Raw genomic sequence first — 17,688 nt, forward strand, 5'->3', positions numbered from 1 at the left:
GCACTCAATAATTCCCAGTTCGGTTCTAGTGCATCACAAATACCTAACTTGTATATAATGTTGAATTATCGTCTCTAGAATGTTGTTTCGGTCGACGCGTTTCGTCCGAATAGATGACGAACGTGATAGATACGATCGACGTCGTATCGATACGGCGCCGACACGCGACACGACGAAATAGCCACTTCGAGATCCGGTGTGACTTCCGTGGCAGAAAAGTACTCGAGATCGTGACGAATCGGTAAACCTACCGTCCTGGACGGAAGAGAGTCGATAATGCGACTCGCACGGATCGAAACGTCCGACGGACCGGTTGCCGGAGAGTACGAAGACGGCTACGTGCACGCCGACGAAACGTACGAAGTCGGCGTCGACGGGGAACTGCTGCCGCCCTGTGACCCTTCGGCGCTGTACTGCGTCGGCCGCAACTACGCGGAGACGCTCGACCAGATGGACTACGAACGACCGGAGGAGCCCGACTTCTTCATCAAACCGCCCGCCTCTCTGCTCGGCCACGAGGAGCCGATCGCCTACCCCGAGTTCACGAACGAACTGACCTACGCCGGCGAGCTCGCGGCGGTCATCGACGAACCCTGCCACGACCTCTCGGAAGACGACGTTCCGGAGGTCGTCCGCGGATACACGATCATGAACGACGTGGACGCGCTTGATCAGCAGGGCCGGACCGCGCGAAAGGCGTTCGACGGCTCCGGCCCCCTCGGCCCGTGGATCGAAACCGACGTCGATCCGACCGATATCGACACGTGGACAGACGTAAACGACGAGCGACGACAGGACGCGAACACGGAGCTCATGCTGTTCGATCCGTACGAAGTCGTCTCGTTCCTCTCGAAGCGGTTCACGTTCCGGCCAGGCGACGTCGTCGCCTTCGGCAGTCCCGCGAACCCCGGACTCATCGAGCCCGGCGACACCGTCGAAATCACCTACGAGAACGTCGGAACGCTGCGCAATTCGGTCGTCGGCGCCGAGGAATAGTCACAGCGTAGCGGCCCGATTGCTTCGATATCGGACCGACTCGAGACACCGCGGTGACTCGCGACGCTCGAGGACGGACCCAGTCACGCGTCGCTTTCGTGATCGATAGCTCGTCGAGTGTTCTCCCTCGAGTCGGGCCCGCGAAAGAACGGCGCGGGACGGCTAGAAGAGTCCCGGGAAGATAACGTAGCTAAACAGAGTGGCGACGATTCCGACCCCGACCGCGTAGTAGATGAGCGGGATCAGGTTCAACCGCATGACTCGGCCCTCGCTGCCGACGAGGCCGACGGTCGCCAGCGCGGCCACGACGTTGTGGATCGCCACGAGGTTCCCGATGGCGCCGCCGACGGCCTGCGCGCCGACGATGATCTGGGTCGGCAGTCCGAGCTGTGACGCGGCCTCGAACTGGAACCCACCGAAGGTGATGTTCGAAACCGTGTTCGAACCGGCCATCGCGGCGCCCAGCGCGCCGATGAGCGCGGCGATGAACGGGTAAGCGGGACCGACGGCGTTGGCGGTTGCCTCCGCGAGGACGAAGATCATGCTCTCGGTTCCGTCGGTGTGCGCGCCGGACTGGAGCATCACCTGCACCATCGCGATGACGAACACGAGTGCGATCAGCGGGGCGATGAGTTTCTGAACCGCTTCGCGCCAGGCGTTTTTGACCTCCCTGCCGGACATCCCGTAGAGGGGAATCGCGACCAGCGCGCAGACGAACAGCCAGAAACCGGGCACGTACACCCAGTCGACGCCGCCGCTGAGGCCGGTTCCGAGGATGTCATTCCACTGCGTGCCGAACTGTTGGAGGACGGACGGGAGCGGTTCGACCACCCGCGTGACGACGAGCAGGACGACCAGCAGAATGTACGGCGCCCAGGCGCGGAGCAGCGACATGTCGGTCCTGGCGACGCCGCCGTCGGCGGCGGTCACGTCGCCGGCGCCGCCGCCCACGCCGGGCGCGTCGGCCTGCCCGGGCTCGATCGTTCCGACCCAGTGGGCCGGCCACTCCTCGCGGTCCGGGAAGTCCCACTCCTCGTCGGGCACGAAGTAGCCCGCCTTCAGGGTGCCGACGACGATCGCGCCGCCGACCATCGCACCCATCAGGCTCGGGAACTCGGCGCTGACCTGCGCCGACAGCCAGTAGGGAACGACGAACGCGATCCCCGAGAACAGACACAGCGGCGCGACCTCCCAGGCCGGCTGGAGGCTGCGTTCGTCCGTGTCGCCGAAGAAGTAGACGACCATCCCGACCGCGAACAGCGGCATGACGAACCCGACCAGGGAGTGGTAGGTCGCGGCCCAGACGGCGACCTGAAGCGAGAACTCCTGGACGGTGAATCCGCCCTCCGTGATCGCCGTGCTCGTGGCCTGGGTAGAGCCGAGCGGATCCTGAATGCCGATGACGATCGGCGTGCCGACCGCGCCGTACGTGACGGCGACGATGTGGCCGACCAGTCCGGCGACCACGGCGGCCAGCGCCGGGAAGCCGAGCGCCAACAGGAGCGGCGCGACGACCGCCGCGGGCGTCCCGAAGCCGGCCGCGCCTTCGATGAACGCCGCCAGGAAGAAGCCGATCAGGACGATCTGCACCCGGCGGTCGTCACTGATCGTCGCGAATCCGCGGTTGATCCGATCGAAGGCTCCGGCCTGCATCAGCGTATAGAGGAGCAACAGCGCGCCGAAGACAATCCAGAGGATCTGTATCGCCGTCATCACGCCGACCGCCGAGGCGGCGAAGAGATACTCCCCCGGCATGTCCCAGACGAAGAACCCGACGAGCAGCGCGGCGACGTACGCGATCGGCATCGCACGCGTCGCCGGCCACAACAGCCCCACGAGCAACACCCCTGCGAGCAAGAGCGGCGTCGCCGCCAGCGCGAGTTCGACCGCACTAGCCATCCGAATCACCTCCGGCGGAGCGCCCGAGCAGCGGTGCTTCGAAGACTACCCTACTGCCATCATTGGTGGAGCATGGCATGGGTGGTAAACTGTTCAGATAGTATTTATAATTGTCGACTGTTATCATGTGGTGTACCGTCGTTGACGGCAGAAACCGGCGACAGACGTTGAAATACCGAATTATCTAGTTCACCAACCAAAAAGTATAATGAACGTCTCTGATGGTTGGATTCGAAGCGATACCAGTCGAATCGGATCTCGAGCGGGCGAAAAATGCCTTTATGACAACAATTCGACCCTCGGAACGGCAGTCTCGAGCGGCAAGCGTACTCCGATCGAAACGCGCCCGATCGACTTCCCCATCGAAGCGGTACCTGCGCCGAAAACGAGGGGAACAATGAAATAGCCTGACTCGGTCATTTCGGGTATGACAGTCGACGTACAGACGACGCGGGAGCGGTTCGAGGAGTCGCTCGCCGATCTCGAGGTGCCGGTGACGCGCACCGAACCGACGGCCCTCGAGTCCGCGCTCGAGGAGATCGTCCGAGAGCCGGCGATCGGAACGCCCCTCGAGTTCGAGGCGGTATCGCTGCCCGACTGGATCGACGACGCGCCGACGCCGGCGACGCTCGAGGCGGCGACGACGAGCGTCACGTCGGCCTCGTTCGGCATCGCCGACTACGGGAGCGTCGTCCTGCCCGCGCGGCCGGACGGGAGCGAACAGGTCAGTCTCTTCCCGGAACTGCACGTGCCGGTCCTCCGGGAGTCGGACCTCGTTCCGGACATGCCGACGGCGATCGATCGCCTCGGACCCGTGCTGCGAGACGGCGGCAGCGCGATCCTCGCGACGGGCCCCAGCGCGACGGCCGACATGGGGGCGCTCGTCCGCGGCGCGCACGGTCCGAAGGCGGTCCACGTCGTCCTGCTCGGGGACGGTGAGACCGATGAGTGACGCGGGTGGCCGCCGTTCGAAGGCGGCCCACATCCGCCGCCTGCTCGAGACGGAGGGCGACGCGGTCGAGGAGAACACCATCGGGTTCAATCGGGGGCGGTACGAGTCGGTGGCCGACCTCGAGGACTACGAGGAACTCAAGTCCGAGGCGCGGGCGATCAAGGAGGACGCCATCGAGCGCCTGCCGGCGCTGATCGACGAACTGACCGCGACCGTCGAGGAAAACGGCGGCACCGTCTACCTCGCCGACGACGCCGCCGACGCTAACCGCTACATCAGGGAGGTCGCGAGCGAGCAGGACGCCGACCGGCTCGTCAAATCGAAGTCGATGACCACCGAGGAGCTCGAGGTCAACGAGGCCCTCGAGGCCGACGGCGTCGATGTCGTCGAGACCGACCTCGGCGAGTGGGTGTTGCAGGTGGCCGACGAGGCGCCGTCGCACATCGTCGCGCCCGCGATCCACCGATCTGAGGTGGACATCGCCCGGCTGTTCAACGAGCGGTTCGACCCGGAGGAGCCCCTCGAGACCGCCGAGGAGCTGACCGCGTTCGCCCGCGAGCGGCTGGGCGGGCTCATCCGCGAGGCGGACGTCGGGATGACCGGCGCGAACTTCATCACCGCCGACTCGGGGACGATCGCGCTCGTCACGAGCGAGGGCAACGCCCGCAAGTCGGCCGTCGTCCCGGACACGCATGTCGCCGTCGCGGGCGTCGAGAAGATCGTTCCCAGCGTCGAGGATCTGTCCCCGTTCATCGAGTTGATCGGGCGCTCGGGCACGGGCCAGGACATCACCTCCTACATCTCCTTGCTGACGCCGCCGGTCGAGTCGCCCGTCGTCGACGTCAACGAGCCCGACGTCGCGTTCGCGGACCGCGACGACGACCGCGAGTTCCACCTCGTGTTGATCGACAACGGTCGCATGGCCATGCGCGAGGACGACCAGCTGCGGGAGACGCTCTACTGCATCCGATGTTCGGCCTGCGCCAACTCCTGTGCGAACTTCCAGTCGGTCGGCGGCCACGCCTTCGGCGGCGAGACCTACTCCGGGGGCATCGCGACCGGCTGGGAGGCCGGCGTTCACGGCTACGACAGCGCCGCCGAGTTCAACGACCTCTGTACGGGCTGTTCGCGGTGTGTCAACCAGTGTCCGGTGGAGATCGACATCCCGTGGATCAACACCGTCGTCCGCGACCGGCTCAACCGCGGGGGCGACGAGGGACAGTTCGAGTTCCTGGTCGAGGGGCTCACGCCTGACGAGGAACCGGGCGGGATCGACCTGCAGAAGCGGCTGTTCGGCAACTACGAGACGCTCGCAAAGCTCGGGAGCGCGACCGCGCCCGTCTCGAACTGGCTCGCCGACGCCGGACCGGCGCGGACGGTCCTCGAGCGAGTCGCCGGAGTCGACAGCCGGCGCGAACTCCCGGCGTTCAAACGCGAGACGCTTCGGGACTGGTACGAGAGTCGCGGGCCGCGGATCGACGCGGCCGACGCGGAACGGGAGGTCGTCCTCTATCCCGACACCTACACGAACCACGTCGACGTCGACCGCGGCAAGGCGGCGGTCCGGGTCCTCGAGGCGCTGGACGTTCGCGTTCGGATCCCCGCGGTTCCCGAGAGCGGCCGCGCGCCGCTCTCGCAGGGGATGATCGACACCGCGGACGAACGCGCCAGCCGGGTCTACGCCGCCCTCGCCGAACACATCGACGCGGGCCGAGACGTGGTGGTCATCGAGCCATCGGACCTCGCGATGTTCCGCCGGGAGTACGAGAAGCTGCTGCCCGAGGCGTCGTTCGATCGCCTGCGCGAGGGCAGCTACGAGGTGCTCGAGTACGTCTACGGGCTGCTGGAGAACGGCACCGACGCCGACGCGCTCGGCGGCACCGACGCCGAAGTCGCCTACCACTCCCACTGCCAGCAGCGGACCCTCGGCCTCGAGCCGTACACGACGACGGTCCTCGAAACGGCGGGCTACGACGTCCTCGAGAGCGACGTCGAGTGCTGCGGGATGGCCGGCTCGTTCGGCTACAAGACGGAGTACTACGAGCTGAGCGTGGACGTCGGCGACCGCCTCCGCGAGCAGTTCACGACGCCGGCGGCGCGAGACCGGATCGTCGCTGCCAGCGGCACCTCCTGTGAGGACCAGCTCGGGTCGCTGCTCGAGCGCGACGCCGTCCACCCGGTAGAATTGCTCGATCCGCGGCGGCGGAGCGGTCGCTGACGATAGCTGCTGCCGATTCCCGTTTCGACGCGTCTCGAGAGGGCATCTACTAGTTCGCGAACCCAGAATCGGGTCGAATGGGCACCAGCGTGTGAATCCGAGTTACCGCGCGAGTCCGAGTTCGCGAAACCGCCCCTGAATCGGGGAGGCGACTACGATCCCGTGAGCAGGTCGTTGACCTTCTCGATCGGGTGCGGCGGTCTCTCGTCTCGAGTTTCTCGATCACCGATCTGGCTCCGGCAGGACGCACCGGGCGCGACCGGCGTCCCATCGCTCTCGTCTAACTTCTCGTAGAGCCGTTCGCCGATTGCCTTCGAGAGGTCGTAGTGTTCGGCCTCGTAGCCGAACGAGCCGGCCATCCCGCAGCACGTGGAGTCGATCGGATCGACCGCGTAGCCGGCCCGTCGGAGGACGCCGACCGCGTGGTGGTCCTTGCCGGTGGCCTTCTGGTGGCAGTGGCCGTGGTACGCGAGCGTCTCCTCGGTCTCGTCGAGGGGCAATCGCTCGAGGAGCCGGTATTTGTCGATGTACTCGCTGATGCCGTAGGCGTGGGCGGCGACGGTCTCGGCCCGCGGCGTGCTCACCAGATCGCGGTACTCGTCCTGGAAGACCACCGCGTCGGACGGCTCGACCGTGACGACGTCGTACCCGTTCTCGATGTACTCGGCGAACAGGTCGATATTCGTTCGGGCGCGCTCCTCGGCGGCGTCGAGCATGCCGACCGAGAACGCCGCGCGGCCGCTCGGCGCGACGTCCTCGGGGATCTCGACGTGGACGCCGGCCGACTCGAGCACGCGCACGGCGGCTTTCCCGGGTCGGGTGTAGTTGTAGTTCGTGTAGGTATCGGGGAACAGCACCACCTTTCGCTCGGCGGTTTCCGGGCTCACCCGCGGGCCGCGCTCGGCGAACCACTCCTGAAGGGACTGGCGCTCGAAGGAAGGCAGCGTTCGCTCGGGCGCGATGCCGGCGACCTTCTCCATCACGAGACGGCTTCCCGGCAGTTGCTTCCCGAAGTTGGCCAGCGGCGCGAGCGCGCTTCCGAGCTTCGAGACCGTATCGATGTTGCCGAACAGCCGCTCGCGCAGTCCAATTCCTTCCCGCTCGTGGTACTGGTGTTTGGTCTCGGCCTTGAGCTTCGCCAGGTCGACTCCGGTCGGACAGTCGCTCTTACAACCCTTACAGCCGACACAGAGGTCGAGCACCTCCTCCTGGAAGCGCTCGGAGTACAGCTCTTCCTCGTCGATCTCGCCGGATATCGCCGCCCGGAGCATGTTCGCGCGACCGCGGGTCGTCGAGATCTCGTCTTTCATCCCCCGGTAGGTCGGACACATCACGTCGTCGGTCTGCCGGCAGGTGCCACAGCCGTTGCAGAGCTCGACGAGCTGCGAGAACCCGCCCTCGTCGGTGAAGTCCAGTTTCGTCTGGGGCTCGATCGACGTGTAATCCGCACCGTACCGGAGGTTCTCGCGCATGTCGGTCGGGTTCTCGTCGGTGTAGACGACCTTGCCGGGGTTCATCCGCCAGTCGGGGTCGAAGACCGACTTGACCGCCTGGAACGCGGCCCAGAGGTCCTCGCCGTACATCTTCGGATTGAACGCGGTACGGGCGAGCCCGTCGCCGTGCTCGCCGGAGAACGAGCCGTGGTGTTCGACGACGAGGTCCGTCACGTCCTCGGCGATCGACTGCATCGCCTGGACGCCCTCGTCCTCCTTCAGGTTGAGGATGGGGCGGATGTGGAGCGTCCCGCTGCCCGCGTGGGCGAAGTACGCCGCCGAGGTGTCGTGGTCGTCGAGGATCGCCATGAACTTCTGGACGTACTCGGCGAGTTCCTCGGGCGGCACCGTTGCGTCCTCGATGAACGGGTACGGCTTCGGATCGCCCTCGAGGCTCATCAGCAGCGGGATGGCCGCCTTCCGGAGCTTCCAGAGGTCCGCCTGCTCGTCCTCGGTGTAGGCCTCGAGGGCCTCGAAGGCGTCGCCCTCGTCGACGAAGTGGGCGTTCGTCCGCCCGATTGCCGCTTCGAAGTCGTCGTGGAGTTCCGAGTCGTACTCCAACATCAGCGCCGCTTCCGTCCCGTCGGGGATCGGCGCCTCGTAGCGGGAGAACTGCTCGGACTCCCGGGCGAGCCTGAACACCTCGCTGTCCATCAGTTCGACCGCGCTGGGGTCGAACTCGAGGGCCTCGGGGACCGCCTCGAGCGCGTCGATCAGATCGTCGAAACAGTAGAGCACGAGCGCCGTCTCCTCGGGCAGAGTCACGAGGCTGAGCTCCGCTTCGACGATCACGCCGAGGGTGGACTCCGCGCCGACGAAGAGCTTCGAGAGGTTGATCACCGCCTCGCCGTCCTCGTTCTCGTAGATTACTCTGTCGAGGTTGTAGCCTGAGACGGTGCGCTTGAGGTCCGGATAGCGGGCCTCGATCTCGTCGGCGTTCTCCTCGACGAGCGCGCGAACGGTCCGGTAGATTTCCGCCTCGCGGTCGTCCTTCGAGACGATCTCCTCGTACTCTTCGGAGTCGAGGACGACCTCGCGGGTGTGGATCAGCGAGCCGTCGGCGAGGACGACCGTCAACTCCTCGGTGTAGGCGTCGGTGATCCCGTAGCGAACGGAGTGGGCGCCGGTCGAGTTGTTCCCGATTCCGCCGCCGATCGTCGCGCGGTTCGACGAGGCTGGGTCCGGTGCGAACTTGAGCCCGTACCGTGCGAGGTGGTCGTCGAGGTGATCCTGGACGACGCCAGGTTGGACGCGCGCCCGCTTGACCTCGGGGTCGACCTCGAGGATGTCGTCCATGTAGGTCGACAGATCGAGCACGAGGCAGCCCGGGCCCACGGTCTGGCCCCCGAGAGAGGAACCGGCGCCGCGGGCCATGATCGGGACGTCGTGCTCGGCCGCGACGCGGACGGCGTTTCGCACGTCCTCCGTGTCCCGAGGGAGGACGGCGCCGGCCGGGCGGGCCTGGTAGATGCTTCCGTCGGTCGAGTACAGCACCTGTGCGTACTCGTCGAACCGAACCTCCCCCTCGAGAACCGATCGCAGATCGTCCGCGAGTTCGGCGTACTCGCCGACGTCGCCGTAGTCGTGGTCGAGCGTATTTCGAAACTCCTCGTAGTTGCTGAGATCGCCCTGTGGCTTTTCAACAGCCATCGTACTCTTCTTCGTACATCAATTATTATAAACCCTGCCATTAGTTGCATCCGTTACCGGCGGAAGATACACTCATTGGGGACCGACCCGTGTCTCGAGCCGGTCGCCTCGAGCACTGATCAACGACTTTAAGAGAATGGTCGTCGGGAACTGAGATATGGAGTTCATCCATCTCAATATCAACGTCGCCGACGCCGACGAGACGATCGAGTTCTACGAACAGTTCGGGTTCGAGGAAAGCTGGGAGTTCGAAACGCCGGACGGCGAAACGCAAAACCGGTACATCGCGGACGAAAACGGGATCGAACTGCAACTCTCCGATACCGACGGCGAGGCGGAGTTCGAGGAGGGGACGGCCTGGGACCACCTCGCGATCGGCGTCGACGACGTCGACGAGGTGTTCGCGGAGATCGATCACTACGGCGTCGTCAAAGAGCCGGGCGACCAGCCCGAAGCCGGCGCTCGAACGGCGTTCGTCTACGACCCGGACGGGCGGAAAGTCGAACTCGTCGAATCGTTAGACTGAGGCTAGCGTACCGCCGATTCCGACTAACTCGCCACTATCTGACCGCTTCCACCAGTTCCGCACCGCTTTCGCCATCGTCATCTTCCTTCGTCTGCGCTTCACCAACGTTCTCAACGGCGAATTCTGTATCGTCGAGAGAATCGGAGAGCGGCACGTGCTGGGGCCGTCTCGCCGACACGAACCGTCGGTGGGAGAGCCGTCCGTTCGGTCGTTCTCTATTCCAGAATCATTGGTGTCCGTGAACACACCTCCCGGATGAATTACGCTTGTACATCTGTAAATGATCGAGATAGTGTCGACGAGGGACGAAGCGCAACAAAACGACCCCGAGCGGCCGTTTTCTATGCCAGAACGATCGAACGGGGGAAGGAACGGCTCGCTCGAGAAAGAGGGGAGACAGCGAGGACCCAATTACTACCGAGAGCGGATGGAGAGGCTATTTTCGTGCTGAACACGGTTCGATCGCCGTTCGCTCTGCTATTCGAAACGACGTCGCTCGGAGGCGAGCACGAATCAGTTCGGACTGGGAGGTCCGCAGCGCATCGCTGCCGGGAAACGGTGAGATCGACCCGGTCTCGAATCCGACAGTCCCCCGTTTGCTATTCGAGAACAACACTTATGCACCCCGTCATAATACAGTCGACTATGACGAAACGGGCGAAACACCCGGTCCGGACGACCGAGAAGTCGCTGCGACTCATCGCGGAGCTCAACCAGTTGGGGGAGGCTCGAGTGACGACGCTTGCGAGCGAACTCGGGATGGGGAAGAGCGCGGTCCACAACCACCTCAGCACGCTCGAGAAACACGGCTACGTCGTGAAGGATTCGGAGACCAAAACCTACCGGCTCAGTCTCAAGTTCCTCGATATCGGCGGACAGATCCGGAGCCAGAGAGACGTCTACAAGGTCGCGGAGCCGAAGGTCGAGGAGTTGGCCGAAGAGTCGGGCGAACTGGTCCACCTCGTCGTCGAAGAGGACGGCAAGGGCGTCTACCTGTGCCGTTCGAAGGGCGAGCGCGCGGTCGAACTGGACACCTACATCGGCTGTCGACACCACATGCACAGTACGGCGTTCGGGAAGGCGATCCTCTCCCGACTCCCGACGGATCGCGTCGACGCGATCATCGATCAACACGGGCTCCCGAAGGTGACGCCCCGGACGATAACGTCGCGCGAGGCACTCTTCGAGGAGCTCGAGCGGACGAGAGAGCGCGGCTTCGCGGTCGACGACGAGGAGCGACTCGAGGGACTCCGCTGTATCGCCGCGCCGATCAAGTTCGATTCGGACGTCATCGGCGCGATCAGCGTGTCGGGTCCGACCGCCCGGATCGACGACGACTGGGAGTCGAACGAGTTCGTCAGCGAACTCCAGCGAACGGTGAACGTGATCGAACTCAACAAGTACAACGTCTGACGACGCGGTCGCCGTCGGCGACCCGTTTCGGGCGTCTTCCCTCGTTGTGGCCACTCGCGAGGAGTCACGTAGCTCCGCCCCACCTGCGTGGAAAGCCGATAGACGGTGGAGGTGACTGTGTACTGGATGCCAACTGTGGCATCGGCTACCGAGAGATCGCACCACACAATATTAATAGTAGGAAAGAATATCGGTAATTGGATTCATGAGTACGCACACTGATCGCCTTCACGATCGGAAGTTCGTTCGAACGTTCTTTACGACTCCGACGGCCGTGAAAGGGGAAGACGATTCCGCCAAGATGCTGCGCCGTGCCGCCCAACTCAGCGGCATCGAAGCGCCGGACGTCTGGGTGCCGGACAACGAGGACGCGACGGCCCCCTCGATGCGCGACGAAGGGATCGAGAACATCATCGACGTGCTGTCCGAACACGGCGCCGACGTCCCCGGCGAGATCCACCCCCGCGTCGTCTGGCACCGCGAGAGCCCCGAGACCCGATACCAGGGCTTCCAGCAGATCCTCGAGCTCGCCGACCCCGAGAACGGCGCCGTCGAACACCTCGATGGCGTCGTGATCCCGGAGGTCGGCGACATCGACGACTGGAAGAAAGCCGACGAGTTCATCACCATCGTGGAAAACGAGCACGGACTGGAGGAGGGCAGTCTGGCCATGTCGGTCATCGTCGAGAGCGGCGAGGCCGAGCTGGCGCTCGGCGACCTCCGCGAGGAGATGGGCAAGCCCTCGAACAACTTAGAGCGGCTGTTCCTCCTCGTCGACGGCGAAGTCGACTACACCAAAGACATGCGCGCGATCACGCCCACGGGCGAACTGCCGCCGTGGCCGGAGCTGCGACACAACACCTCCCGCGGCGCGAGCGCGGCCGGACTGATCGCGATCGACGGTCCCTACGACGACATCCGTGACGTCGAAGGCTACCACGAGCGGATGACCGACAACCAGGCCAAGGGGATGCTCGGCATCTGGTCGCTGACCCCCGGTCAGGTCGTCGAGGCGAACAAGTCCCCGCTCCCGCCGAAGAACGGAAGCTGGCTCCTCGAGGTCGACGACCGCGAGATCGAACTCGAAGCGGAGGACGGTCGCTACGTCTACGAGGGCGACGCGATCGAACTCGAAGAGGCGGCGGACGACCGGTACAGACTCAGCGTCGGCGGCGACGAGCAAGAACTCGACGGCGACGAACTCTCTCAGGAGCTGCTGGATCTGGCCTCCTACATCCCGAGTCTGAACGACATCGTCGACTCGATGGAGGAGTTCGAAGCAGCCAAGGAAGCCGGTAAGGGGGCGATCGCGATGGAGCGATCGGCGACCATCGCCATCGACGGCGTCGAGGTCGAGATCAGCAACGATCGAATGTGGGACGAGGCCACCTATCAGGCGGCCCAGACCCCGATCACGCTGTTCCAGGACGTCTACGAGAACCGGCCGGACCAACACGAGGACTTAGAGGAGATGTACGGCGAGGACCTCGTGGAGCGCGCGATGGTCGTCGGCTGATCAGGGCACAATATCCTCAAATGCATAGTTATTTTGTAATATATTCTACATTGAAGAGGTTTGTGAGAGCGATTCGAGGATCCGAGGGTCGGTAGTGATCCGGACAAGCAACAGTCTCGGTACTGGAAATCGAATTTGGATGTCTCATGGATCAAGAAGTAAGAATAGGTTCAATAGATGAAAAAGGTACAATAAGTAGAATAGGTACAGTAGGGCCGTATATAGTGGACAGTTAAGAGATGATTAGGTGCAGAGTACGTCTGAATCAACGCTCGAAGACTCGCTCAGGGGAGACACATGGCCGGATTTGGTGAATTCTGAGAGCGTGAGCGAACGGCGACATCCTCACGAGCACACCTTCAACGGTCGATATCGACGAACAGCTACCGTCATGAAACCAGTCCGCCGGCGGGACGGCTGGAAATCGAACATAGAGATATTCTATCTGGAATGAATAGCAAGGTCCTCTCGCGAGTCCGTTCGAGCGTCGCCGCGTTCTGCGTATTCTGACCGTAGCCTTCGAGCAACTTGGAGACGCGATTTCGTTCGCCGAGTTGCCCCACAGAAACATTACTGCGTGGAGTGCTTCGATCGCTCTCCCGAGGCGACCGAGAACCGCTTCTGGGGACTGCGTTCATCGAGACGCTCAAGGCATCTCGCTAGACGTCTTCGATGAACAGCGGGGTCGACCGTTGGCGAGCCTCGATACCCTGATCTCAAACTCGTCGTTGCCAGCCACGTTACTGAAATACCTCGTCAGTGCGCCGGCGTCACTCCCGCGCTGCGGAACGAACGGCACCCAGTCGTAATGGGCCTCGTGTTCGAGTCGGATCTCGACGTCTTCGGAGATTTCGTGACATATCCCGGTGGCAGGAGAAAGACAGTGCTCAGATTAGGATTAAAGTAGGAGACGTAGCGGTTTCTGAGTTTCCACTCTCGAAAACGCTAGCCGCAACGGGTGTATCGACCGGATTGAGTTAGGCTTTGTGGAGCGAGAGGGAAACTCTTTGACTGTTCATGAAACTCCCTATTCAGCTCTATCTGGCATACCCCTCATTTTTAAATTAGTCTCTAATCTTGATATATCGGTGTCGTGCTGGCACGTTCAACCCTTCACAACGGGGTATCCAAAGTCGATCTCCAACCAGAGGTCGGACGAAGTCCGGATCACGTTTCGCTCGACGAGACCGTGATCTAACCCGATGATGAGCAATATTGGTTGTGCGCCGCGGTCGATCATGAGACAAACGGTTCACTCTATACAGAGCTTGAATCTGTGAGAAAAGCGTTTTCGCTCACAGTTCCTCGCTGAGCTACGCGAGAAACATGACGTCGATAATACTGTGTTTCTCGTCAATGGAACAATGCCACCCCGAGACGCTTGCTCTCGACACGGGCTCGATTTCAGATACGAACGCAATGGTAATCAGAATACCGTAGAACAGGTTCTCTGAAATATAAAACGACGAACTATATCTTTCTCGATATATTTTGGAAACGTCATAGAAGAAACTACTGAGGAGTGGTTAAGCTCATTCGCCTTCGCATGGAACCAGCTTATCTGAACACTACCGTTCCGGGGCCCAGAACTCGCAGTAACTGTGGGTAGTTATTGATCAATAGCTATCATATCGTCCCCGATAGTTATCTTATAACAGCACTGTCTAGTTGTACCGGTTTAAGAAAGGATTGTGTCATTGATGGATTGGTTAGGATGCTCGCAGACCTGCTCAGCAAGAGTGATAAGCCGAATTTAGAAGGACTCCGGAGACTCGACGAGGTGGACGAGACAACCGTATTGGTGTTCGATCAGCAATATTGCGCACATCATCCAAGAGCTAGTATGTAGACAGACGTCTAGCTAGAAGCCGAACTGACGGCGCCTTCCGGATAGATATAATTCTATGTATTGTAGAATAAGTGGCTATTATGATTGACTACGGAAGAACGATCCCGGATTACATCCGTATGCTTGTAACCTATTTGAGGAACTAGCACTGGGAAATCCCATCAAGAGAGATGTGGGTTGGAGACACTCTGAGGCAAATGGTGGTTGCGAGATATAGAATGGAGAAGAATAGGGCAGAGACGGATCGCCGATCAGTTTCGGTACACGGTAGGGCGCTGAACAGCACGCTATTCCATAATACATGGATTTATGTGTCCCGGAGGGAAAGAACAAACAATGACCGAAAGTCAACTCCTGACGACAACCGAAACATCATTGGCGGTAATCGAAACGATTCAGGAATTAGACGGGGCAACGCCGTCAGAACTGGCAACAGCGCTCGAACTAACGAAGAGTACGGTATACAAACACCTATACACGCTCGGAAAACACGGCTACGTCATCGCCGACGGTAACGAATATCGACTCGGGGGGCGGTTCTACCATATCGGTATGTATGTCCGGAACCGCAGCAAGATATACGAGGTAGCAGGGAAATACGTTACCGAACTCGCGGAGCGGTCGAACGAGGAGTCCGACTTCGGAGTCGAAGAGAACGGTCGCATCGTGACGCTGTTCGATTCGGTCGGTAGTTCCGCCAAACCGAGTTCGCGGCTCAACAACTACGAGTATATGCACACCACGGCGATCGGAAAAGCGATCCTCGCTCGACTGCCCGACTCCCGCGTCGATCGAATCGTCGATCAATGGGGGCTGCCACGGCTGACCGACCAAACGATCACGTCTCGAGCGGAACTCGGCGATGAACTCGATCGAATCCGAGAGCGCGGTTACGCGATCAACGACGAGGAGTCGATTTCGGGTAAACGCGTTGCCGGTATCGTCGCCGAAGATCCATCGGGGGGCATTATCGGTGGCTTCACCATCTCCGGACCAGCCTACAGAATCAGCGACACTGAACTCTATCAGGAATTCCCCGATATCCTCTTCCGAGTCGTTCCCGACTTCGAGGCGGAACTCGACTCACAAGGCCTAGTGTAACCTCGTTTCAACTTGGCCGATAAACTACGGAATTATAGTCTTATCCTCGATAATTCGATAATGTATTGTTCACAGAGCACTCCAGAGATTTCGTTGAACATTCGGTAATTGATATGGCTGATCTATCGCAGGTAGTGGCCTTTCCCACCTGTATTCAAAAGCTTGAAATAGGATAACCAGACAGTATAGAGAATGTATGCCATACGAATCACTACCGTTCGCAGCGCTCTCGCTGGCTCCGCCGCTGCTCGCGATCGCACTCGCGATGTACACGCGGCAGGTGCTGGTGTCGCTATTCGCCGGCGTCTGGATCGGTGCATTGATGATCGCTGGCGGGAATCCGATTGCTGCGACGGCGCTGTCACTGGACTGGATCGTCGAAGTCGTGAGATCACCGTTCGATACCAAATTCCTCATCCTGATCATGTTCATGGGCGCCGGTGCCGCATTCATTTACAAATCGGGCGGGATCATCGCGCTTCAGAACTGGATCGGCAATCGAGTGAACACCGCCCGTGACTCGCAAATACTAACCTGGCTCATTGGGATTTTCATCTTCTTCGATTCGTATACGAGTACTATCGTGACCGGGAACGCGACGCGGGAGCTCTCCCAGGAGAATAACACCTCCAGAGAGATGCATGCCTATGTGCTTGACTCGACAACCTCGCCGGTCACGACCTTCGGTCCCGTGTCGAACTGGATCGGGTATCAAGTGTCGATGATCATCGTCGGATTCGAAGCCGCACAGTTTACCGCCGAAGAAGTCGGTATCACCGCGTTCGGGCTCTTCCTACAGAGCATTCCGTGGAACATCTACTGTTTCCTGGCGTTCTTCATGGTCGGATTCATTTCGATCACGCAGCGGTTCTACGGCCCGATGCTGAACGCCGAGTGGCGCTCGCGCAAGGAGAAAAAGACCCGCCGCGACGACGCGACGCCGCTCTCGGATATCACGACCGACGTCGGTGAGCCGAGCGAGAAGAATCCGACGCTGATCAATTTCTTCGCGCCGATTCTGTCGCTGCTGGTCGTCGGACTCGTCTCGATGTGGTGGCTCGGCGGTGGCCACCAATCCGGCGTCGACATCGCGACCGCGTTCCAAGAGACCGACGTCGCACTCGGCCTCCTGTACGGTTCGTTCGCGTTCATGGCCGTCGGGATGCTCGGGGCCGTCGGATTCGGAACCATGGACCTCGAAGAAGCGAGCGATACCGTGATCAGCGGATTCAAAACGATGATGATCGCGGCCGCGATCATCGTCCTCGCGTGGAGTATCGGGCACGCCGCGGAGCAGGTCGGGACCGCCCAATATATCGTCGATGTCATGGTCGACAGCGGCGTCCCCGGCTCGTTCCTGCCGCTTCTCATCTTCCTCGCGGCGATGTTCATCGCGTTCACGACCGGGACGTCGTGGGGAACCATGGCGATCCTGACCCCGCTCGCGATTCCACTCGGTTATGAACTGTCGGGTCTATCGATCCTACCGGTCCTCATGGGCGTCCTGTTCGGTGGCGCAATCTGGGGCGACCACGTCTCACCGATCAGCGACACGACCGTCATGTCCTCGATCTTCGCTGGGTCGGACCACATCGATCATGTGACGACGCAGGTTCCGTTCGCGATGACCGCAGCCGGTGTGACAGTGCTGATGTTGCTCCTGTACGCGGTCGGTATGACGTCGCCACTGGTGTTGCTCCCGCTGTCGGTCGTCCTCACTGCGGGTGTCGTCATCGCGCTGAACAAATTCGACGCTCGCCGCAAGAATCTCCCCGAAGTTATGCCGACTGCCGAGGCTATCGACAACGGCGACATCGACGTCGATGCGATCGAAAACGGAACATCAACCGACACGACGCGGATCAACGGTCGATACGAGTTCATCGAATCGATCCCGCTGACCGCAGTCGGGATTGTTATCGCCTATCTCTGTCTCGTCTTTGGGTTCATGACCCTCGGCTTCTAACAAACGTCTCGTTTCTGTCCTAGAATTTTGACATAGTTTGAGATAACAGCTCCGGAGAGTCAAACGACTTCCGTCTCCCCGATACCGACACGTACAGTCTCTCATTTCT

General features: G+C 61.4%; 11 protein-coding genes and 2 pseudogenes. 9 read left to right on the forward strand and 4 right to left on the reverse strand.

Annotation, left to right across the window (positions count from 1 at the left end; translation table 11 throughout):
• Window positions 1-276: 276 nt before the first annotated feature.
• Window positions 277-996, forward strand: coding sequence for a fumarylacetoacetate hydrolase family protein (locus C477_RS17055; protein ID WP_008895776.1), 720 nt, complete (start codon window positions 277-279; stop codon window positions 994-996).
• A 162-nt stretch (window positions 997-1,158) separates the two neighbouring features.
• Here the strand turns inward: C477_RS17055 and C477_RS17060 are convergent, their stop codons facing one another.
• Window positions 1,159-2,895 (reverse strand): L-lactate permease, encoded by a 1,737-nt coding sequence (locus C477_RS17060; protein ID WP_008895777.1) that lies wholly within the window; start codon window positions 2,893-2,895, stop codon window positions 1,159-1,161.
• A 427-nt stretch (window positions 2,896-3,322) separates the two neighbouring features.
• On the opposite strand from C477_RS17060, the gene C477_RS17065 reads away from it, so the two are divergent.
• Entirely contained in the window at window positions 3,323-3,847 is a 525-nt protein-coding gene (locus C477_RS17065) for a LutC/YkgG family protein (protein WP_008895778.1), read from the forward strand.
• Entirely contained in the window at window positions 3,840-6,065 is a 2,226-nt protein-coding gene (locus tag C477_RS17070; protein ID WP_008895779.1) for an LUD domain-containing protein, read from the forward strand. The genes C477_RS17065 and C477_RS17070 overlap by 8 nt, the downstream gene beginning before the upstream one ends.
• Before the next feature lie 152 nt (window positions 6,066-6,217).
• On the opposite strand, the gene C477_RS17075 is transcribed toward C477_RS17070, so the two are convergent.
• On the reverse strand, window positions 6,218-9,208 hold the full coding sequence (locus tag C477_RS17075) for an FAD-binding and (Fe-S)-binding domain-containing protein (RefSeq protein WP_008895780.1): 2,991 nt from the start codon (window positions 9,206-9,208) through the stop codon (window positions 6,218-6,220).
• 157 nt (window positions 9,209-9,365) lie between these two features.
• Here C477_RS17075 and C477_RS17080 point away from each other — a divergent pair, with 157 nt between their 5' ends.
• From C477_RS17080 to aceB, 3 genes are all read left to right on the forward strand, one after another.
• A complete protein-coding gene (locus tag C477_RS17080; protein WP_008895781.1) occupies window positions 9,366-9,734 on the forward strand; it encodes a VOC family protein in 369 nt (122 codons plus the stop codon).
• Window positions 9,735-10,379: 645 nt separating this feature from the next.
• On the forward strand, window positions 10,380-11,147 hold the full coding sequence (locus C477_RS17085) for an IclR family transcriptional regulator (protein WP_008895782.1): 768 nt from the start codon (window positions 10,380-10,382) through the stop codon (window positions 11,145-11,147).
• A 205-nt stretch (window positions 11,148-11,352) separates the two neighbouring features.
• Window positions 11,353-12,663 (forward strand): malate synthase AceB, encoded by a 1,311-nt coding sequence (gene aceB / locus C477_RS17090; protein WP_008895783.1) that lies wholly within the window; start codon window positions 11,353-11,355, stop codon window positions 12,661-12,663.
• A 446-nt stretch (window positions 12,664-13,109) separates the two neighbouring features.
• Here aceB and C477_RS24955 read toward each other — a convergent pair.
• Window positions 13,110-13,516 (reverse strand): annotated as a pseudogene (locus C477_RS24955) (type B DNA-directed DNA polymerase); the annotation flags it as partial.
• A 109-nt stretch (window positions 13,517-13,625) separates the two neighbouring features.
• Between C477_RS24955 and C477_RS23120 the strand changes: the two are divergent.
• Window positions 13,626-14,228, forward strand: a pseudogene (locus C477_RS23120) (IS6 family transposase).
• Window positions 14,229-14,654: 426 nt separating this feature from the next.
• Here the strand turns inward: C477_RS23120 and C477_RS24960 are convergent.
• Window positions 14,655-14,798, reverse strand: coding sequence for a hypothetical protein (locus C477_RS24960; protein ID WP_160168025.1), 144 nt, complete (start codon window positions 14,796-14,798; stop codon window positions 14,655-14,657).
• A 50-nt stretch (window positions 14,799-14,848) separates the two neighbouring features.
• On the opposite strand from C477_RS24960, the gene C477_RS17095 reads away from it, so the two are divergent.
• Both C477_RS17095 and C477_RS17100 read left to right on the forward strand, forming a co-directional pair.
• Entirely contained in the window at window positions 14,849-15,613 is a 765-nt protein-coding gene (locus C477_RS17095) for an IclR family transcriptional regulator domain-containing protein (RefSeq protein WP_049914632.1), read from the forward strand.
• Between the two features lie 196 nt (window positions 15,614-15,809).
• Window positions 15,810-17,579: a Na+/H+ antiporter NhaC family protein gene (locus C477_RS17100; RefSeq protein ID WP_008895785.1), complete on the forward strand. Its 1,770-nt coding sequence runs from the start codon at window positions 15,810-15,812 to the stop codon at window positions 17,577-17,579.
• The last annotated feature ends 109 nt before the right edge of the window (window positions 17,580-17,688 follow it).

Source organism: Haloterrigena salina JCM 13891, assembly GCF_000337495.1.
In the GTDB taxonomy this organism is placed as follows: Archaea; Halobacteriota; Halobacteria; order Halobacteriales; family Natrialbaceae; genus Haloterrigena; species Haloterrigena salina.